Source organism: Tabrizicola fusiformis, assembly GCF_013328815.1.
In the GTDB taxonomy this organism is placed as follows: domain Bacteria; phylum Pseudomonadota; class Alphaproteobacteria; order Rhodobacterales; family Rhodobacteraceae; genus Fuscibacter.
In genome coordinates this window covers 56,190-74,167 of sequence record NZ_JABUHN010000004.1, presented here as the reverse complement: position 1 = coordinate 74,167, position 17,978 = coordinate 56,190, and the positions used below count along the sequence as shown (strand labels likewise).

Annotated in this window: 19 protein-coding genes and 1 tRNA gene; 10 read left to right on the top strand and 10 right to left on the bottom strand. The window is 62.6% G+C overall.

Features of this window, described 5'->3' with window-relative positions; genetic code table 11:
- Positions 1-451: 451 nt before the first annotated feature.
- Positions 452-2,248: an AAA family ATPase gene (locus HS053_RS07510; RefSeq protein ID WP_174210611.1), complete on the top strand. Its 1,797-nt coding sequence runs from the start codon at positions 452-454 to the stop codon at positions 2,246-2,248.
- 35 nt (positions 2,249-2,283) lie between these two features.
- Here the strand turns inward: HS053_RS07510 and HS053_RS07505 are convergent, their stop codons facing one another.
- Positions 2,284-2,514: a hypothetical protein gene (locus HS053_RS07505; protein ID WP_174210610.1), complete on the bottom strand. Its 231-nt coding sequence runs from the start codon at positions 2,512-2,514 to the stop codon at positions 2,284-2,286.
- Between the two features lie 215 nt (positions 2,515-2,729).
- Between HS053_RS07505 and HS053_RS07500 the strand changes: the two genes are divergently transcribed.
- The 5 genes from HS053_RS07500 to HS053_RS07480 are packed head-to-tail and all read left to right on the top strand — an operon-like array spanning position 2,730 to position 4,793.
- Positions 2,730-3,449, top strand: coding sequence for a hypothetical protein (locus HS053_RS07500; protein ID WP_174210609.1), 720 nt, complete (start codon positions 2,730-2,732; stop codon positions 3,447-3,449).
- A gap of 3 nt (positions 3,450-3,452) precedes the next feature.
- Positions 3,453-3,938 carry a hypothetical protein gene (locus HS053_RS07495; RefSeq protein ID WP_206677593.1) on the top strand — a complete coding sequence of 162 codons (486 nt, stop codon included), beginning with the start codon at positions 3,453-3,455 and terminating at the stop codon, positions 3,936-3,938.
- Positions 3,935-4,342: a hypothetical protein gene (locus HS053_RS07490; RefSeq protein WP_174210608.1), complete on the top strand. Its 408-nt coding sequence runs from the start codon at positions 3,935-3,937 to the stop codon at positions 4,340-4,342. The genes HS053_RS07495 and HS053_RS07490 overlap by 4 nt, the downstream gene beginning before the upstream one ends.
- 26 nt (positions 4,343-4,368) lie before the next feature.
- Positions 4,369-4,530 carry a hypothetical protein gene (locus HS053_RS07485; protein ID WP_174210607.1) on the top strand — a complete coding sequence of 54 codons (162 nt, stop codon included), beginning with the start codon at positions 4,369-4,371 and terminating at the stop codon, positions 4,528-4,530.
- Between the two features lie 5 nt (positions 4,531-4,535).
- Complete coding sequence (locus tag HS053_RS07480; protein WP_174210606.1) at positions 4,536-4,793, top strand: hypothetical protein; 258 nt, start codon at positions 4,536-4,538, stop codon at positions 4,791-4,793.
- Between the two features lie 1,095 nt (positions 4,794-5,888).
- Here the strand turns inward: HS053_RS07480 and HS053_RS07475 are convergent.
- The 4 genes from HS053_RS07475 to HS053_RS07460 form a co-directional block, all read right to left on the bottom strand.
- The gene (locus tag HS053_RS07475) at positions 5,889-6,953 is read right to left on the bottom strand and encodes a hypothetical protein (RefSeq protein ID WP_174210605.1); all 1,065 of its coding nucleotides are present in this window, start codon (positions 6,951-6,953) and stop codon (positions 5,889-5,891) included.
- The gene (locus tag HS053_RS07470) at positions 6,940-7,830 is read right to left on the bottom strand and encodes a hypothetical protein (protein WP_174210604.1); all 891 of its coding nucleotides are present in this window, start codon (positions 7,828-7,830) and stop codon (positions 6,940-6,942) included. Before HS053_RS07470 ends, HS053_RS07475 begins: the two co-directional genes overlap by 14 nt.
- 2 nt (positions 7,831-7,832) lie before the next feature.
- Positions 7,833-8,777 (bottom strand): major capsid protein, encoded by a 945-nt coding sequence (locus HS053_RS07465; RefSeq protein ID WP_174210603.1) that lies wholly within the window; start codon positions 8,775-8,777, stop codon positions 7,833-7,835.
- Between the two features lie 123 nt (positions 8,778-8,900).
- The gene (locus HS053_RS07460; RefSeq protein ID WP_174210602.1) at positions 8,901-9,353 is read right to left on the bottom strand and encodes a helix-turn-helix domain-containing protein; all 453 of its coding nucleotides are present in this window, start codon (positions 9,351-9,353) and stop codon (positions 8,901-8,903) included.
- A 754-nt stretch (positions 9,354-10,107) separates the two neighbouring features.
- On the opposite strand from HS053_RS07460, the gene HS053_RS07455 reads away from it, so the two are divergent.
- From HS053_RS07455 to HS053_RS07445, 3 genes are read left to right on the top strand one after another with little or no spacing between them, the layout of a single operon-like run.
- Entirely contained in the window at positions 10,108-10,713 is a 606-nt protein-coding gene (locus HS053_RS07455; protein WP_174210601.1) for a hypothetical protein, read from the top strand.
- Positions 10,714-10,722: 9 nt separating this feature from the next.
- Entirely contained in the window at positions 10,723-11,274 is a 552-nt protein-coding gene (locus tag HS053_RS07450; RefSeq protein WP_174210600.1) for a DNA-binding protein, read from the top strand.
- A 5-nt stretch (positions 11,275-11,279) separates the two neighbouring features.
- The gene (locus HS053_RS07445) at positions 11,280-11,795 is read left to right on the top strand and encodes a hypothetical protein (RefSeq protein WP_174210599.1); all 516 of its coding nucleotides are present in this window, start codon (positions 11,280-11,282) and stop codon (positions 11,793-11,795) included.
- A gap of 180 nt (positions 11,796-11,975) precedes the next feature.
- Here HS053_RS07445 and HS053_RS07440 read toward each other — a convergent pair.
- Both HS053_RS07440 and HS053_RS07435 read right to left on the bottom strand, forming a co-directional pair.
- Positions 11,976-12,050 (bottom strand) — tRNA-Asn (locus tag HS053_RS07440).
- 58 nt (positions 12,051-12,108) lie between these two features.
- Positions 12,109-12,927, bottom strand: a complete 819-nt coding sequence (locus tag HS053_RS07435) for an MBL fold metallo-hydrolase (RefSeq protein WP_241699798.1) — start codon at positions 12,925-12,927, stop codon at positions 12,109-12,111.
- A 171-nt stretch (positions 12,928-13,098) separates the two neighbouring features.
- Between HS053_RS07435 and HS053_RS07430 the strand changes: the two genes are divergently transcribed.
- Positions 13,099-14,433, top strand: a complete 1,335-nt coding sequence (locus HS053_RS07430; protein ID WP_174210597.1) for an ATP-binding protein — start codon at positions 13,099-13,101, stop codon at positions 14,431-14,433.
- Here the strand turns inward: HS053_RS07430 and HS053_RS07425 are convergent.
- From HS053_RS07425 to HS053_RS07415, 3 genes are read right to left on the bottom strand one after another with little or no spacing between them, the layout of a single operon-like run.
- The gene (locus HS053_RS07425) at positions 14,430-15,080 is read right to left on the bottom strand and encodes an ATP-binding cassette domain-containing protein (RefSeq protein WP_174210596.1); all 651 of its coding nucleotides are present in this window, start codon (positions 15,078-15,080) and stop codon (positions 14,430-14,432) included. The two genes, HS053_RS07430 and HS053_RS07425, sit on opposite strands and share 4 nt — an antisense overlap.
- On the bottom strand, positions 15,077-16,765 hold the full coding sequence (locus HS053_RS07420; protein WP_347233306.1) for an ABC transporter permease: 1,689 nt from the start codon (positions 16,763-16,765) through the stop codon (positions 15,077-15,079). Before HS053_RS07420 ends, HS053_RS07425 begins: the two co-directional genes overlap by 4 nt.
- Entirely contained in the window at positions 16,762-17,973 is a 1,212-nt protein-coding gene (locus HS053_RS07415) for an ABC transporter substrate-binding protein (protein WP_174210595.1), read from the bottom strand. Before HS053_RS07415 ends, HS053_RS07420 begins: the two co-directional genes overlap by 4 nt.
- Between the last annotated feature and the right edge of the window lie 5 nt (positions 17,974-17,978).

Here is a 17,978-nt window from a genome sequence, read left to right as displayed (position 1 = left end):
GGCGCACCCTGCGCACCCTGCGCACGCTGGCTACTATGCGCAGGCAGCGCAGGGCGCCCTACAAGGGCGCACCCTGCGTGGGGGTATAAGGGGGTAGGCTACGCAGCGCACGCTGCGCCGCGCCACCCAAAATCGCCCTACACGCGCACGCGGGCGGTGGCCCGCACGCTTGCCCGCGCAAGTGCTCGCGCTGGTGGCAGTGCCAGCCTGCGCCGCTGTGGGTCGAGCCGCTGACCGTTGTTCAAAGAGCCGAAGCCCTGAACTGGCTAGAATCGTTCAATTCTGCCTTGCTGTCGCCACGACGTGCAAGCCTAGTGTAAGCCGAACCACGGCAATCTATTGCGAAACTCCTCCCAAAGAAGCTTCTACAGCGAAGAGAAATCAACTAAGAGTGACGCAATCTTATGCTTAGCTCTACCCGAACCAACAGCGCCCTCTGGAGTCCAAAATAATGTATCTGGAAAAACTGCATCTAACCAACTCCGGACCCATCTCTGAAGCGTTGGTAACATGCCAGTTTAACCCAGACGGCAGTCCGAAGCCCCTAATCATCGTCGGCAAGAATGGATCGGGAAAGAGCATCGCAATCTCTCACGTTGTGAGCGCCATAATTGCTGCCAATGGAGCCATATTTGACGACCCAGATGTAGAAAAGGGCAAAGTATACAAACTGCGTAGTCCTGGATACGTTCGCCACGGCGCGGAGTATTCAACCGGAGAGGTCACGTTCACCGGCGGATTCTTTGTGTCGGAAGCACAGCTTCTAAAGCCAAAATCAGAGTTTACTGAAGCGATTGCGACCTACTCTCAGTGGGACCAGATCGGCACAAGTATGCTCTCGCATTACAACAGTAACTTTCTATCAAGAATTGAAGACTTAAGAACGACGCTCTCGAAAGACACCCATCTCTTTTTTCCGCCGAACAGATTTGAGGAGCCTGCTTGGCTGAACGAAATCAACCTCAAGAGTCGCGCCCAATATCCTTCGATGCGGCGTTATGAAAACCTATCCAATAGGCCGACAATTATTTACGCACCCATGATGCAAATCCGAAATTGGCTTCTTGATTTGATATATGATTCTTTTGCGATTGAGCGAAAGGTGATTCTGGCACCAGTGGCAGACGGTTCCCAGCAACTTCGAGAACATGTTCTTCGAAACGGCCCCGCCTCAAATATCTTAACTTCGGTAGAAAACATAGTCCGTTTGATAATAGGCGGAGTTGGCCCCATAGGTTGGTTCGTCGGGCAAAGAAATGCGCGAGAAATAGGAGTCAGGGTAAACGGTGAATTAGTTGTTTCCAATCTTTTCGGACTTTCTACTGGTCAAACAATTCTACTCGACATGTTTCTCAGCATCATAAGAGACATTGATTTGGGTGGCGCAGTCTCGCCAGCTTTAGGAGAAATCAGTGGTATAGTTGTGGTTGATGAAATTGACCTCCACCTTCATGCCGATTTACAACATGATCTTTTGCCAAATCTTATAAGAATGTTCCCAAAACTGCAGTTCATTGTCACAACTCACTCACCGCTCTTTGTGATGGGAATGGAAAAGGTCTTTTCTGCGGACGGGATGCAGCTGATTGAATTTCCCAAAGCCACAGCAATATCTGGGGAGCAGTTTTCGGAGTTTGAGTCCGCCTTTCGGCACATGCAGGATAGTGCAAAGTTTCGAGACGAAGTGGCTGCCAAGGTGTCACAGAGTAAGCGGCCTACGGTTTATTTGGAGGGCGCCACTGATATTGACTATATCAAAGCTGCCTCAAAAATGTTAGGGGAAGAGGAATTAGTTGGAGAGTTTGAACTTGTCGATGGAGTGGGTTTTCCTCACATGGATAATTTGTGGAATGCGTTCAAATCTCACTTCCATCTGACTCTCTCCCAGAAGTGGATTCTGTTATATGACTGCGACACCAAGAAGCAAGATTCAAGCAAGGGGCGAATGTTTCGACGGATGATACCCCAGCAGCCTAACTCAATTGACTGTGGCATTGAGAACCTGTTTTCGGATGATACTATTAGGAAGGCGGCTAATTTTAAGCCCGCCTTCATAGACATAACGAGCGCCCATACAGCCACGGATCGCGGGAAAAAGATAGAGGTTCCAGAGAAGTGGAAGGTTAATCGCAACGAGAAGCGAAATCTGTGCGATTGGCTATGTGCAAATGGTGATGCAAATGATTTTGCCAAGTTTTCCGTTATATTTGACATTTTGCGCGAAGTGATCGCCGCGCCAGTAAGCTAACGTTCACCGTCCGCCTTGACAGCGGCCCAGCGACGCTACAGCAGGTCGCTTGACAGGTCCGGTGGGCCATTGGGCCAGTCCATCGGCATCATGTCCATCGTGACCTTGTCCCAGTGCAGGCGGTAAACCTGCGCCAGTTCGTCAAGCGTCACGCCCGTGTATGTTGCCCCCTCGGGGTCGGTCGTCACCGTGTAGAGGTTCGCCCCTGCGTGGGTCGCGATCAGCGCATACCCTTGTCCAATGTCGTTCATCATTTCCCGAACCATCACGTTCACCTTTTGTCCAAGACGCCCCCGAAGTGCACATGGGTCCGGCTGGAATGCAGGTCAAGGACCGACCCGCTAATGCCTAGTCAAGCGTTCAAGGGCTTTGTTTTAGACCTAAGTAATTGATCGCAATAAACTTTCGCTTGTGATGTTTTTGCTTTCAGCGCTACCCTTGCAGCAATTCGTAAGCTTCAACGTCACAAACGAGGGTAAAAATGGCAGACGAAAAGAGGACACCGGATACGAGGGTGACTCCCTCGTTCGACAGTGCAAACGTGCGGGCGCTCCCGCATTACGACGACGACACTGCACCGCTGTTCGGACCTGTCGTTGATGCCTTCGATACGGCGCTCGCGGTTGTCGGACGAATCCACGACGCAAGGGAGGCAGCGGCGCAGGACACGACGATGAACGAAAACGCACGAATCGTGAAGGTCGCTGACTTTGCCGACACGCTGCTGGAGACGGCCACCCGTGCCTTCGACCGCGCGAACACGGTCGTTGGCAACAATATTGCCGCTCTGGAAAAGGCGCTGACCGAACCTGTTGAGTCATCCGCCGCGAACAGTGCGATCTCGCGGGAAATCCGTGATCATGTTCGCGGGCTGAAAGGTGTCGGTGCGGCAATGGGCTTTGTCACAGATTGCATCCGGCGGCGGGATTTTTCCAGCGCAGCCGCAATCTTGGGCGCGCCAGCCTATCTGAGCGGATTGACGCCCGAATCCCAAGCGGTCCTCCTCCGCATGTTCCATGAGGCACGCGATCCACAGACAGCGCGGCGTCTGGCTGCTCTGAAAGCGGCGCAGGAACATTTGGACCGCAACTCGCCCCTCCTGTTCAAGCAGGTGGAGACTGCCATCGGCGGCGATTACCGGAAGGTTCAGATGATCCGGAAGGGTGCCAACGCATCCAAGAAGGCGTTCGGTGGGGTCTGATCAATGGACCAGCAAAACCTTCCCGATGAACCTGAGTGGTTGAAGAACCACAACCCTCCGCCCGGTGATGGGCGGGGCAACCCCGGCTGGCACAAGGGCATGAAAAGTCCCAACCCGAGCGGTCGGAAGCCTGAGTTTGGGGTCGCCCGCACCAAGATCACCAGCATGTTGATGGACAACGTGGGCGGCATTCTTGAGAAGCAAATCGCCAAGGCGCTTGAGGGCGACTCGGGCGCTGCAACCCTCGTGTTGTCGCGCGTCATGGCACCGCTGAAAGCTGACAGCGAGCGGGTGCGGTTCCACTTCGACCCCGCATTACCCATCAGTCAGCAGGTTGAGCAGGTGCTGGCGGCGATTGCGGCGGGCGCGGTGGCCCCTGACATTGGCAAACAGATCATCGACGCAATTGCAGCCCTGTCCACGGTTCGGATGAACGAGGAGTTGGAGTTGCGGGTGAAGACCCTCGAAATGAAGACGGTGGGCGCATGACCCTGCTTTCGCAACACGACCTTTGGGGTTCGGGCGGCAATAGCGTGGTCGCCCTTCCGCCCAGCCCCGGCGATGTGTTCGTTATCACGACGCTGTTCGGTCGGGCGGTAACGGTGCAGCCGATTGGCGACTTTGACCACGCGGTGTCCCTCGCCAAATCCTTCACCCGGCATATCAGACCCGCACGACCGATCACGATCAAGGTGCTGTGCCTGTCGCTGCAAGAGGCGCAGGCGATGGGCTTTGTGCCAGACGACCTGTTCGCCAACTTGGCCCCGGCAGAGGAAGCCGAGCTGCGCCAGCTTGTCGTGGACGCCTGTCGCCGCGCGATACTGAACAGCCCCGACGCGGCAATCCGCAACGACGCGATGAATTTACTGATCAATATGGGAGAACTGAAATGATGCGACCACAACCCAAGCCCAAGGGCATGACCGCCATGGGCGCAAACCGCGCACTGGACCACCAAGCCAAGACGCTCGCAGAACTGACTGAGCTTTGGATTGCCACGGGCAAGCGCGTCCTGGAGCTGACCGAGCTGGTGGAAACGCTGGAAGCGAAGGTTGCTGCGCTGGAAGCTGCGAGGGGTTGACCACAGTGGCGAACGTCCGCTCCCTCCTGACCCGCGTTGCCAAGCTGGAAGCCGCGCGGGTCACGCCCAAGTCACCCTTCGAGGTGGCGTTCGGCAGCTTGGACGCTTTTGCCGACAAGGTGACGGCTGACATTGGCGCGGACAAGCTGGACAAGGTTGACGGGCCGATGCTCCTGCAAGCCGTGCTGAAATGGCATCGTGACCGCCTGTGGAGCGGCTTCCGTTACCACAACAACGGTCAGCCGCAGTATGGCAACCGATGAACCTGCGTGGCTTGCGGCATGGAGGGGCGCGGATGCACCAGCACAGCCAGCGCAGCCACTGCACCAGCCGCGCACTGCAACAGGTGGCCGGGGTAGCGGCACCAGCAGCGCAGCCAGCACCACAGCGGCGGCAGCGCAGCGGTTCAGTGCGGGTTTCAGCGAGCCGACCCCGTGGAAATGGGACGGCGGCAAGCGAAGGGAGGCAGTTCACGACATTGACCACAACCCGCCGCGCTTTATCCGTCGTGTCGGTTGGCGAATCTGCGTCACCTGTTCCCGACCGTTCTGGTCCGAGCATGTGGTCAGTGTCCGAATGTGCAACAGGTGCAAGGGTGCGCCTGAATAGAGACCCCTCGCTAGTGTCCCATGCACACAGAGGGTCCGGGCTAGTGCCTTAGCGCCCGGCGGAGATAGGAAACCGAGCCTCCGTGAACAACATCGGGACCAGCAGCAGGCCTGCTTATCCAACGGGCTGACGCTGTAGCGCCCTCTGCCGAAAGGCAGGGGGCATTTGCTTTTGGGGCTGTAGGGGGGTGGTAGCTTCTGGACAGAGCCGGAAACCCACTTAGAGCGGGTTAAGATGTTGGGATCGCGTGGAAATCCTGAAATTATGGCGCGTGGTGGCGATGCAAGTTCGCGGCTGAAAATGCGTGAAAAGACGTCACCGGGCGCGCAGGTAATCGACACCTGACCTGCATGTGATCGACATCGGCCCGCATCGGCTAACGTATTGAAGCGGAAAGGCTTCATCAGCGTAGAGGGGATGCAATAATGCGCTTCGCGCAGGCTGGCCGATAGCTTGGGGCCGGTAGGTTTCGGAAATCGGTGCCGAAACTGGAGCATGGATAAAGAAGATGAAATAATTTACAATAAATCAACTGGTTAGCCGCTATGCGCAAGCGGAGACCCGCTATGTAGTTTCGGAACTACTGGTGCGGTTTCCGACCTGACGCCGGAAACCTTTCCTGATGTGGCCTATCGGCAAAAAAAGTGTGGTGTATTAGTGGGTTAAGTCACGGATTTTGTGCCGATCTCCAAGGGCAGGTTTCCGGCGCTGCGAAACTGTCAGGTTCGGAAAACTTCCTGACGGGGTAACTATTCCTCAACGCACGCGACAATCGCGGAGTCGCACATTAGGGCCGGATAGATACGCCATACCCATGCCGCCAATCCTTGCACCTTGAGGACATCTGGGAAGGGAACGTCTGGGCGCGCGCTCACAGATACGGCGGCTCGCATCCATGCAGGATTTACACGCAAATCACCGACCGGAATGACGCGATACACTGCACCACCGGAAATTCTAATCTTGCTATATTCTCGGGCTATATCAAGGTCTGCCGTGACATGCACAGAGGTCGAGCAGTATGCCAGCTTTGCCCATCCGCGCGGGTCGTTGCCGGTTAAGCGCGATGGCAAAAGCTTGTCTCCTAGCCGTAGACCGCCTTTGCCACCGTGATATAGCGAGGAACCATTGGCACATGCCAAAATCTTCCGAGCTACCTCTGACTCTGCTACTGAAAGGCTTTCCTCCGGTCGGCGTTCAAAGAGGGAGGTTTGTCCGGCCAGCGCACCGCTGAAATCCATACTGCCGGAGTAAGTTGGCAGTGCCGCCTCGCTAGCGCTGGTATCTTCTTGCATCAGCACCTTGCTGAACAGTTCCTCCCACTCGGGCGGATCACGGCTCAGGGCAGCTGCGCGATTCACCAGATAATGGAACTGTTCTTGCGACCACGGCAGAGAGAAGAAACGGCGATCAGGCATGATTCCAACCCGCACCAGATTGAAGCGGTCAGCGTCGAAACAGGCTCCGATTTGTTGAATGCTACTGACAGTCCCTTTGTCGTGCTGCTCACAGGCGACCGCGAGCGCCTCAACCTCGTCTGACGTCAGGGCCGACCTGATCACATCGGAATGCCGAGCGAGTTCTGCGGCGCGCGGGCCGTGGCCAGGATCAAAGTGATCGTTCTGGCGGCGGCAGTCGTGCAGCATACCAAACGCAAGTGCCAGATTCGGGGACAGGCAGGGAAAGTTCTCGCAGAAACTTAGTCCTATCGCAGCGACCGCCCGCCAATGCAGTTCCCCGTGGATGCCGCAAACAATTCGGTCACGGGATTTCCTCGCCGTCGACAGCAGTTCATTCCACTCATCTCTGCCCATCAATCACCAAGTCTACAGCATCGGCAAAGCTGATGCGCTTCTCCTTGGCCATCTGGTTCGCCGCTGCGAACAGCGCCTCGTTCCTGCGGTCGACGGTGAAGCCGTCAGGAACCTTGTGGGCCGGGCGCTGCGCCGGACCGCCAAACGGGTCGGACCCAAGGTCCATCTCGCCAAAGCTGACCACCTTCGGCTGACGGGCCAGATAGGACATGAACCAGTCCTTCCGCGTGACAGCATCACCACCGTCAGAAAAGCTGACAGTCTCGTTGTCATCCAGACTGGCCGCGAAGGATAGCACCTCGCCCTTGAAGACCGGAAGCACCCGGCCATCATTGATCAGCGCCTCCAATTCCTGCTCCCGCACTTTGCGGCGCAGGCGCACCAGCTCGTCATCCTGGGCGAAGGAGGCCGCGCCCGGTTTGTCCTGGCTAAAGGTCAGGCTGTCTGCCGAACCGCCCATGAACTTCACAGGCTTGAGGCCGGGGACGGCAGGCGCGGTCGCGCCAAGGAAACCGACATGCTTCAGATAGAAGTTGCCGGGCTTGGGATTGGCGCTGCTGCCCGGAAGGAACAGCGCGATCGACACGCGCTTGTAGCGGCCTTCCTTCACCACATCGGCAAATTCTGACACCGTGTCCTGAAGGGTGGCCTTCAGGATGCCACCTTCCACATAGAGGTGTTCCACCCAGCCGAAGGCCGGAGCGTCCACCTCGGGATGGCCGATCACCACCGGCGCCGGGGCAAGCTCCTGATCATAGGACGCCGCGATCTGCCGAAGGTCCGCTTCCCTGATGGTCTGCGCCGCGCCGCCCATGGGCTTGAAGGTGCCAGCCCGGAAAACCTCAATGGGACCATATTTGCCTGCTTGTCCGGCCATGATTAGGCTCCGACGATATTGGTGAACAGGAAGCCCGAGGCGATGCCCGTCAGCACGGGCTTGCGCTCATAGGTCACACCGTAAATCCAAGACCGCTTGCCACCTTCCCAGCGCGGCGGCTCCACGAAGGGATGGCCCTTGAGGGTATAGGTGTAGCCGAAGGAAGGTTGCTCAAGCGCGGCGTCCTGTGTCGGGACGTAGGCCAGAATGGCGGCGTTGCCCCAAGCTTCCTTGAACTGAGCGCCGGGGAGGTTGCTGTCAACGTAGGTCGCCTTGCCCACCGCAAGCTCATCCAGTTCCAGAAGATTTGCCAGCATCTTGGCCGTGATGCTGTCCGCCGTGGTGTATTTGAACTTCTCGGCGATGCTTGCATGATACTTCAGAGCCTTGAAGCCCGCCGAACTTATCACCATCCGGTTCGGCTCGACACCGCAGGCCTTGCGCACCTGATCCTTTGCGGCTTCGATGTCGGAAATCGGGGTGCTTGCCGTCTGGTTCCACCGTGCCGTTCCCGCCAGCGCCAGCTTGTTGCTTGCTGCATAGTTGGTGGGGTTTGATGCAAGCTCGGCCTGTTCGATTTCCAGTGACAGGGTGAGGCTGTCCATGGCGGTGACCACCGCGCGCTTGCCGAGGTCGATGCCCGGCACCGCTTGCGCATCTTCGGCATGTTCGCGCGGCACCGGCACATCCAGCGAGAACTGGTCAAGGCTGTAGGGCTTGCCCTCATAGCCGAACTGGATGTTCACCGCATCCGCGCCCGGCGCGCGACGGGCCTTGTAGTCGAAGAAGCTTTCGCGCCCGAACTCGATCACCTTGCCACCGCGTTGCATCACTTCGATGGCAGGGAAAAGGACGTGGCCGACACGCTGGGCATGGGTATAGCCTTGTGCGATGCCGGAAAGAACCGGGTCGATCACGCGGGCGCTGCGGGTGTTGAGGGTGGTCATTGTTGCCTGTTTCCTTTGGGGCTGTTTTCCGCCGTTTCTGACGGGGGTTCGTGTTTTGGGCGGTCTTGGGTGCCGGAAGGGGCGCTCGCCCTGTTAGACCCCCGTTAGGATTGCTCGGCGGGCCTATTCGGCGGCGATCAGGGCGTGGGCCTCCCCGAACTGCCCGGATGCGCGCGGTCGTCCTGCTTTGCGGGGCCGCTGTAGCGGGCTGATCTTGATGCCAAGTCCTGACAGGTATCGCCGCACCTGACGTTCGGACTTGTCCAGGCGCTGCGCGATTTCTCGGGTCGTCAGACCTTCATCGACAAGCGTCAGATAGCGTTCTTCCAGAGACAGCTTGGGAATGTAGACCGGCTCATCGGAAAAGACCTGCGCCAGCTTGTGCGCGCTCTCACTCCCCAATGCGACCACAAGAAAGTGGTCATCCGCCATGACGCTGGGCGGCTTGGGAAACCGAATGTCCAATCCGCCCAGCTTCAAGCGCAGCTGGCGCAGAAGCTCCGCGCCGAACATGTCGCGCACCGTGCGGCAGAAGCTGTCAGGCTCGAAATACTCGTGAATCGTCTGCCGCCCCATGTCGCAAGCCCCCGCGAATTTGCCACTTAAAGAGGACGTTAGTCCTGTCTACAGGCCTGCGCGGTTGGACACTTGTCCGGCCTTTCCAAGGGGTTGCCGGTGCTGAATAGGCGCACGGCCTACATGCTGGGGCTGGAAATGCGCGTTGCGTGTTGGTTGATCACCTCGGGTTGCGCCTGTTGCCAGAGGTCGAAGACACCACGGGAAGGATGGCCGGTCCTTGGGGGCATCGGCCATCCGACTCGCGCCGGGTTCTCCTCAGGCAGAATCTCGGATCTTCTGATCGACTCTAGGGGGCGGCGGCTTCGGCCCGACCGCCCCCATTTACCGGGGTTTGATCCGTTGCGATCAACCTGACGAGCTTGGAAGGTAGGCGGTGCGTGCCCTCAAGACCTTCCCGGCGGCGAGTTCACGAACACCCGTGGCGCGCGCCTGACATGTGCCGGTGAAATGTCAGGATTGCTTGGGAAGATAGCCGCGCTCCCGAAGGTAGGCGACTGCGATCCGCCGCATCATTTCAGGCCGACTCGGTTCATCGCCAGCGGCCACAGCCGCCGCCTCCAGAGCAGATAACAGGTCAGCCTGAAGCCTGACGCCAATAAGCGTCCCTGTCTCAGCGGGGCGCTTCTTGCGTTTCGCGTTATCACGAATTGACGGCTTCATGCGGTCGTGTTAACACCAAAGCAGCCCGAGGGGAAGGTGGAAGTTCCCACTCGGGCCTAACCGAAGCACGGTCTATTAGGGAGATCGCACAATGGCTGAGGCCAGTTATAGCGGCATATCATCTGCGGACCAAGGCCCCAGCCTGTCCGACTTCTACACGCAGGTCGATGATACCTATCATGCCTTGCGCGCCTTAAATTTCTTGATTGACGCCATGCACGAAAGCTCTGCTGGCGGGGTTTCGGCTCTCATCGGCTATGGCATCGGTCAGCTTCTGCGCCGCCAGATAGATGATCTTGAGGACATCAAGGGCGGCGTGTCTCGCCTGATTGATCGGGTCCGTGCCGCAGAGGAAATTACTGCCGATGGCGCGCGGCATGGCCTGCCGTCCGATATGATGGTGCTTCCCGCCTTCCACCCCGGCATGGAGCATGAAGCGCGCGCAAAGGTCGAGGACGCCGCAGCGGCGAGAATCCGCGAAATCATGCAGAATGTGAACGAGGCAGAGCGACTGGACCGTCAGGAACCGACCGCCACCGAGCTGCGCGAGGCCATGATTGTAGCGCAGCTGCGCGACGGGGTGGAGCCGGGCATCATCGCGCAGGCGCTGAACCTGCGGAAATCGGCGGTGGCCAAGGTTGCGGCAAAGCTGACGGTCGAGGCGCAGGACGCCACGCCATCCGCCAAGGCAGGGTGAGGGCAGGCCATGACAGGCGACCTGCCGTTGGTGGTAACGGTCCCTGCCGATGATTGGGCGTTGGTCAATCGGCGGGTGGCCTATCTGGAAGCGCTTCTCCTGCGCGTGGTCCGTCAGGAATCAGCCTTCCGTGAATGGTATGAGGCGGCAGAGTTGGAGGCCCTGCGCCTGCCCGGTCTGCCGCCGACAAGGCAGGCCATCGCGCGCAAGGCCAGCGCCGAAGGATGGGCGCGGGTGAGGCAGGGCGGGCGCTTCTACTATCACGCCACCGCCCTGCCGGGCCGTGCGTTTGATGCGCTGCTAGCTCGCATCATCGACCTGCCGCCGCTGGATGCTGACACCGATGGGCTGTTCGATCTGCCGTTTCCTACGGTGCCGGAAGCGCTGCCGGAGAACGCTGCGCCGCCTTGGGTGTTGCCACTCTTGCGCCTGATGAAGGGTGAGGCGCAAGGCAACCTCGGGAAGGCATGGCAGGCGCTTCCGGCGCACCTGCCCGAAGGTGCCGCATTGCCCCCGATAGAGGAAGCGGCCAAGGTGTTGGTCCGGTTCCAACTATTCTGATTGCCATGAAGAAGCGCGTTCCAGCACCGCCACCGAAGCCAGACAAGGCGGCTCTGAATAAAGCTAGGGCATTAGCACAAGCGAAGGCGCGACAGGCGATCCTGTCGCGCCTTGACGACTTTCAGGCAAGGCATGGTCTTTCACGGAATGCGGCCGTCTCAGCACTTGTACAGGCTGTTCAGGCCGCTTCGCAGTCGCGGCTATCCCACCACATTGTGCAGATTGAAGGCTTCGACCTGCCCTATGCAATCGTCCGCGATGCAAAGGGGTGGAACGCGCGGGGCGGCAAATGGAAATTGTCCCGCGCAACTATCTATGAATGGATTTCCGCAGCTACGGCAAGTGAACGCAGTTCCACCAATCCAGTTCTGCCGCGCGCGAAGGTCGAAAGCGCAACTTCCCACGACTTAGCCACCACTCTGCGGTTCCTGGAGCAGGCACCGGACCCGATCCTTGACTTAGTCGTGCGCTATAACATGCGCCGCCTGACCGCAGCGATGAAGCGTGTCCAAAGCGACTGACAGCTTGTCCAGAGTTCGCTTGTCCAGTCCAGAAGCTGGCGCGCCGTTGTCCAGAAGCTGGCGCGCCGCCACAGGGGCAAGCCACCCCGCGCGGCTGCTAACGATATGCTTATCACCCCAAAAGCAGCACTCACCGAGACCGTTGGGTCTTCGGTAAGTAGCTGTTTTTGTGTGGATTTTTGGCTCCGGCGGTAGGGATCGAACCTACGACCAATTGATTAACAGTCAACTGCTCTACCGCTGAGCTACGCCGGAACACGGGGGCCGTATAGCAAGCTGGTTCGGGGGGGGCAAGGGGGGGGCGGCAAGAAAATCAGGGGTGGTGAAAGATGCTGTCGGCGGTCAGCGGCAGGGGGGCGGAGATCAGGTTTCTGTCTGCCAGATCAAGCAGATGGGCCAGAACATTGCGCCGCGCCGCGGGCAAGAGGGCGGCGGGCGTGTCATGATAGATCGCGGCGGCAAGGGTTGCGGCATCGGCTGCGCCGGCCGTCAGCGCCGCCAGAACGGCCGCTTCGCGTGCTGCGCGGTGGGTGATCAGCTCGGCCAGTCTTGCGGCGGCATCGGCGACCGGGGCGCCATGGCCCGGCAGCATGGCCCGCCAGCGCCGCGCCGCCAGCCGCCGCAGCGATGCCATATAGGCCCCCATGTCGCCATCGGGCGGCGAGACCAGCGAACTGGCCCAGCCCATTGCCAGATCGCCCGAAAACAACAGCCCGTCGCAGGCGAAACAGAGGTGGTTCGACATATGGCCCGGGGTGTGCAGCGCCTCGATCTGCAAGGGGCCAAGCTGCAGAACCTCGCCATCGGTCAGGCAGCGGTCGGGGCGGAAGGCGCGGTCGATCCCTTCGCCGCCGCCGGTCAGCCCCTCGGCCTCAAGCCGGGCCATCAGCGCGCTTTGTCCGGCACCAGCCGGGCCGAAGGCCAGCACCGGCGCGCCGGTGGCGGCAGCAAGGCCGGGCGCCAGCGCGGAATGGTCGAGATGGGCATGGGTGACCAGAATCGCCGCAAGCGGACGCCCTGCGAGGGCGGTGAGAATCGCCCGCAGATGCGCGTCCAGCGCCGGGCCGGGGTCGATCAGCACCACCGCCTCCCCCTCGACCAGAAGCCAGGTGTTGGTGCCTTCGCCCGTCATCGGCGAGGGGTTGGGCGCGCGGAGCAGGGTCAGGCGGGGGTCAGTCACGGGGTCGGTCACGGGGCGCACTCCGGGCTTTGGCCCAGTCTTGCGCCGCACGGCGGCAGGCTCAAGGCCCATTTGCGCATTGGGTGATGGACCCGGGGCGGTGCGATGGCCTAGAGTCGGGTCATGGTGCTGCGTCTCAAACCCTTTCTGCCGCGTGGGCTTTTTGGCCGGGCCGCGCTGATTCTCGTGCTGCCGATCGTGGTGTTGCAGCTTGTCGTCGCGGCCACCTTCATCCAGCGGCATTTCGAGGGCGTGACCCGGCAGATGAGCGAGGGCATCGCCATCGAAATCCGGCATCTGCTGGCCGAGGTGGCGGCGGCGCCCGATCTGGCGGCGGCGCAGGGGCGGGCGGCGGATCTGGGCGGGGCGCTGGATCTGGTGGTCAGCCTGCCGGGCGGCCCGCCGGCGGCGGCGGATGCCCGCGCCTTCTGGGACTGGTCGGGCCGGGTGGTGATCCAGACCCTGCGCGCCCGCCTGCCCGAGATGGAGGTGGCGGACCTGCTGACCAACACAAGGCAGGTGCGGGCGTGGTTCCGCACCCCCTGGGGCGAGATGCGGATCGAGGTGGACCGGCGGCGGGTTTCGGCCTCGAACCCGCATCAGTTGCTGGTGCTGATGGTGCTGGCCTCGGTCGTGATGACGGCGGTGGCCTTCGTCTTCCTGCGCAATCAGATGACGCCGATCGCGCGGCTGGCCAAGGCGGCCGAAGCCTTTGGCAAGGGGCAGGTGGTGCCCTACCGGCCGCGCGGCGCGCTGGAGGTGCGGGCGGCGGGCCATGCCTTTCTGGACATGCGGGCGCGGATCGAGCGGCAGATCGAGGCGCGCACCATGATGTTGTCCGGGGTCAGCCACGATCTGCGCACGCCGCTGACGCGGATGAAGCTGGCGCTGTCGCTGATGCCCGAGGATGACGAGACCGAGGCTCTGGCGCAGGATGTCGCGCAGATGGAGCGGATGGTGAACGAGTTTCTCGCCTTCGCACGCGGCGATGCGATGGAAGAGGCGGTGCCGGTCGATCCGGCGGCGCTGGTGACCGGCGTGGTCGAGGCGGCGGCGCGTGCCGGGCAGCCGGTGACCTTGGGCGCGGTGGATTGGCCGGTGGTCGGCGGGCCATCGCTGTTGCGGCTGCGCCCCGATGCGCTGGCGCGGGCGCTGGAGAATCTGATCGGCAATGCGGTGCGTCATGGCACGCGGGCCGAGGTTTCGCTGATCACGCGCGAGCGGATGCTGCGCTTTGTGGTCGAGGATGACGGCCCCGGCATCCCGCGCGAGCAGCGCGACGAGGCGATGCAGCCCTTCCGGCGGCTGGACAGCGCGCGCAATCCCAACAGCGGCGGTGGCGTGGGGCTGGGGCTGGCGATTGCCGCCGATATCGCCAGCAGCCACGGCGGCGCGCTGCGTCTGGGCGAAAGCGAGCGGTTGGGCGGCTTGCGGGCAGAGCTGTCGGTGGTGCGTTAGGGCAGGACGACAGGGTTGCCGAAAAGGTCCAGAACCGGGCCGCCGGTGGCGCGGGCATCTTCCGGGTCATGGGTGACAAGGATCACCGGCAGGCCGCGGGCCCGGCTGTGGCCAAAGGTAAAGTCGCGGATCTGTGCCCGCAGCCCGGTATCCAGCCCTGCGAAAGGTTCGTCCAGCAACAGCGCCTCGGGGCGGGCCAGAAGGGTGCGCAGCAGGGCGACGCGCGCCCGCTGACCGCCCGAAAGCGTTGCCGGGTCGCGGTCGGCAAAGCCCGCAAGCCCGGCTTCGGCCAGAGCCGCGTCAACCTCGGCCCGGCGTGCCGCACGATTGCCCCCGGGCGGCAGGCCAAAGGCAAGATTGCCGCCGACCGAAAGGTGGTCGAACAGCACATCCTCCTGAAACATCAGGCCGATGCGCCGCGCGGCCGTGGGCAGCGCGGTCAGGTTGCGCCCGTTCAGCCAGAGCTGCCCGCTCAGGGCAAAGCCGGGCGGCAGCGCGCCGATCAGCGCAGAAAGCAGGCTGGACTTGCCGCTGCCCGAGGCGGCCATCACGCTGACCACCTCGCCCGGCGCGACCCGCAGCGACAGGCGGGCCAAAAGGCTGCCCCGCAGCCGCAATTCGATACCGTCGAGGTGCAGGCCGTTCATCCTTGCCCCCCGGTCCGCAGCGCACGGCGGTTGCGGAAGATCAGCCGGGGCAGGCCCAGCGCCAGCGCGAAACCAAAGGCGGGCAGCGCCAGTTGCGCCAGCCCCCATGCCCCGATCAGGCGGCGGTTGCCGCCCGATGCCAGCGCCACCGCCTCGGTCGTCAGCGTGCCCACCCGCCCGCCGCCGATCAGCAGCGTCGGCAGATATTGCCCGACCGACACCGCCAGCCCCAGCGCCACCGCGGTCAGGATCGGCGCCACGAGCAACGGCAGCCGCAGCCGCCACAGGATGCGTGCAGGTGAGGCGCCAAGGCTGGCCGCGATCAGCGGCAGGCGCCTATCCATCCCGCGCCATGCGGGCGCCAGCGACAGAAAGACGTAAGGCAGCACGAAAACCAGATGCGCCGCGGCCACCGCAGGCCAATGGCCCTGAAACCCGGCGCCAAGGGCCAGCATCTGCAACCCCGGCAGCATGGCGATCTGCGGCACCAGAAGCGGCAGGTAAACCAGCGTCTCGATGGGGATGAAGGGGCGCTGGCCGTGCCGGGTCTCCGCCTCAAGACAGCCCAGAACCAGAACCAGCGCCGCCCCGGTGGCCACAAGCGCGATCAGCAGCGTCAGGCCAAGGCTTTGGCCAAGGGCGGGCGCGGTGCTGTGCCAAAGGTGCAGGCTGATCTGATCGGGCAGGGCGGCGGGAAAAGGCCAGAGCCCCGCCAGCGACCAGAGCGCCAGCCCCGCCAGCGACCATATGAGCAGCGCCGCAAGGCCAAAGCCTGCGACGGTCGCAAGCCACCTTGCCGCGCCGTCCAGCCCACGCCCGCGGCTGCCGCGCCAAAGCCACCCGTGCCGCAGCCCGCGCGCCGCCCGCTCGGCCAGAAGCCACAGTGCCATCGCCCCCAGCACCAGCGCGAATTGCAGCGCTGCCCCGGCTGCGGCGGCGGGCAGGGCGCGCAGGCCCGGATCGCTCATCCACAGGGCCACCTGCAGCGACAGCGTGGGCGGCAGCGAGGGGCCAAGGATCGCCGCCATCTCGACCGTGGTCATCGCATAGGCCAGCACCGCCAGCACCGGCAGCCGCAACCGGGCGTAAAGCGGCGGCCAGACGGCATGGGCAAAGCCGGCCAGCCGGCCATGGCCCAGCGCAGCCGCCACCGTCAGGCGGCGCGGCGCATCGCAGGCGGGCAGGGCGGCCAGACCCATCAGCAAGAGGAAGGGCAGTTCCTTGGCCACCAGCCCCAGCATCAGGGCAAGGCCGAAAGGATCGTTCAGAATCAACAGATCAGGCGGCACCTGCCAGCCGGTGGCCCAAGGCGACAGTGCCCGCGCGATCCATCCCGAAGGCGCGATCAGAAAGGCCAGCCCCAGCGCCGCCGCCGCATGGGGCACCGCCAAGAGCGGCGACAAAAGCCGCCGCAGCAGGCCAAAGACGGGCCGGTCTACCAGCATGGCAAGGATCAGCGCCGCCAGCCCCAGCGCGATCAGCGTCGATCCGATCCCCGTTACCAGCGACAGCCGCACCGCCCCCGCCAGCCCCGGCCAGTCCATGATCCGGGCAAAACCCTGCGGGCCAAAGCCGGGCGCAAAGCTGGCCGCGAGGCCGCCCAGCACGGGCAGCACCAGCACGGCCAGCGTCAGCCCAGGCACCAGATGCCAGCCGATGCCGGGCGGGACGGCGGCCCTTGTCACGGGGCAACACCGTAGCGGGCCTGCCAATCCTCGGCGATGCGGGTCATCCAGCTTGCATGGGGTTCCAGCAGGGCCGGGCCAAGGGCCGCAGGCGGCAAGGTGGCCACGCCCAGTGCCAGCCCGTCGAACCGCGCCCGGTCGGCTGCATTCAGCGCGTTCAGGTTCAGCACGGTCTGAAAGCCCAGAATGGCCGGGTCTTGCGCCCGGGCCTGCACCTCGGGGTCCAGCAGCAGATTGGCCACCACCTGCGCCGCCTCGGGCTCTGCGGCGTTGAACGGGATCGCCACGAAGGAGGCATTGCCGATCGTCCCGCCCGCAAGCACGAAGGTCCGCACGGTATCGGCAAGGTTGCCCGCCGCGATTTCCGCGCTGGCCCGGCCGGGGTTGAACGCAAAGGCAATATCCACCTCCCCATCGGCCAGAAGCTGCCCCAGCGCCGGCTCGCTCGCCGGAAAGGCCCGGGCGCTGCGCCAAAGGGCCGGATGCACCGCGTCGAGGAAGTCCCAAAGGGGCGCCACCTGCGCGGCATAATCCGCCCCGGCGGGCGCCTGCAGCAGGGCCGGATCGGCCATCACGCCGTAAAGCACCTGCTTGAGGAAGGTCAGCCCCAGATAATCCGGTGGCTGCGGATAGGTGAAGCGGCCCGGGTTGGCCAGAATCCATGTCTTCAGCGCGGCCAGCGTGGCGGGCGGCACGGGCAGGCGGGCGCTGTCATGTTCAAAGACAAGCTGCGCCATGGCCCAGGGCGATTCGCGCCCTTCGGTCGGCAGGGTGAAATCGGTGACCACCGCAGGCTTGCCCGCGACATCGACCAAGGGCCAGTTCGGCAGGTCTTCGGCAAAGGGGCCGTGCAGCAGGCCCTGCGCCTGCATCGCGGCGAAATTTTCACCGTTGATCCAGATGAGGTCCACTGCGCCGCCGGTGGTCTGGCCGGCATCCCGCTCGGCCAGAACGCGGGCCACGGCATCGGCGGTTGCGGCCAGCTTGACATGCTCCAGCGTCACGCCATGCCGCTCCTGCGCCAGAGTGCCGACCCAGGCAATGAAATCGTTGATCTTGGGATCGCCGCCCCAGGCGTGCCACCAGACGGTTTTGCCTTGGGCCGCCGCAAGCGTGGCCTGCCAGTCGGCGGCCAGCGCCGGGCGCCCGGCCAAGAGCAGACCCGCCCCGGCAAGGGTGATCTGTCCAAAGTGGCGGCGTGTCAGCATTGCGG

Bases quoted from the DNA above. Each gene is read 5' to 3' on its own strand.
- HS053_RS07510 (WP_174210611.1), top strand. From the start codon at position 452: ATGTATCTGGAAAAACTGCATCTAACCAACTCCGGACCCATCTCTGAA.
- HS053_RS07505 (WP_174210610.1), bottom strand. From the start codon at position 2,514: ATGGTTCGGGAAATGATGAACGACATTGGACAAGGGTATGCGCTGATC.
- HS053_RS07500 (WP_174210609.1), top strand. From the start codon at position 2,730: ATGGCAGACGAAAAGAGGACACCGGATACGAGGGTGACTCCCTCGTTC.
- HS053_RS07495 (WP_206677593.1), top strand. From the start codon at position 3,453: ATGGACCAGCAAAACCTTCCCGATGAACCTGAGTGGTTGAAGAACCAC.
- HS053_RS07490 (WP_174210608.1), top strand. From the start codon at position 3,935: ATGACCCTGCTTTCGCAACACGACCTTTGGGGTTCGGGCGGCAATAGC.
- HS053_RS07485 (WP_174210607.1), top strand. From the start codon at position 4,369: ATGACCGCCATGGGCGCAAACCGCGCACTGGACCACCAAGCCAAGACG.
- HS053_RS07475 (WP_174210605.1), bottom strand. From the start codon at position 6,953: ATGGGCAGAGATGAGTGGAATGAACTGCTGTCGACGGCGAGGAAATCC.
- HS053_RS07470 (WP_174210604.1), bottom strand. From the start codon at position 7,830: ATGGCCGGACAAGCAGGCAAATATGGTCCCATTGAGGTTTTCCGGGCT.
- HS053_RS07465 (WP_174210603.1), bottom strand. From the start codon at position 8,777: ATGACCACCCTCAACACCCGCAGCGCCCGCGTGATCGACCCGGTTCTT.
- HS053_RS07460 (WP_174210602.1), bottom strand. From the start codon at position 9,353: ATGGGGCGGCAGACGATTCACGAGTATTTCGAGCCTGACAGCTTCTGC.
- HS053_RS07455 (WP_174210601.1), top strand. From the start codon at position 10,108: ATGGCTGAGGCCAGTTATAGCGGCATATCATCTGCGGACCAAGGCCCC.
- HS053_RS07450 (WP_174210600.1), top strand. From the start codon at position 10,723: ATGACAGGCGACCTGCCGTTGGTGGTAACGGTCCCTGCCGATGATTGG.
- HS053_RS07445 (WP_174210599.1), top strand. From the start codon at position 11,280: ATGAAGAAGCGCGTTCCAGCACCGCCACCGAAGCCAGACAAGGCGGCT.
- HS053_RS07435 (WP_241699798.1), bottom strand. From the start codon at position 12,927: ATGACGGGCGAAGGCACCAACACCTGGCTTCTGGTCGAGGGGGAGGCG.
- HS053_RS07430 (WP_174210597.1), top strand. From the start codon at position 13,099: ATGGTGCTGCGTCTCAAACCCTTTCTGCCGCGTGGGCTTTTTGGCCGG.
- HS053_RS07425 (WP_174210596.1), bottom strand. From the start codon at position 15,080: ATGAACGGCCTGCACCTCGACGGTATCGAATTGCGGCTGCGGGGCAGC.
- HS053_RS07415 (WP_174210595.1), bottom strand. From the start codon at position 17,973: ATGCTGACACGCCGCCACTTTGGACAGATCACCCTTGCCGGGGCGGGT.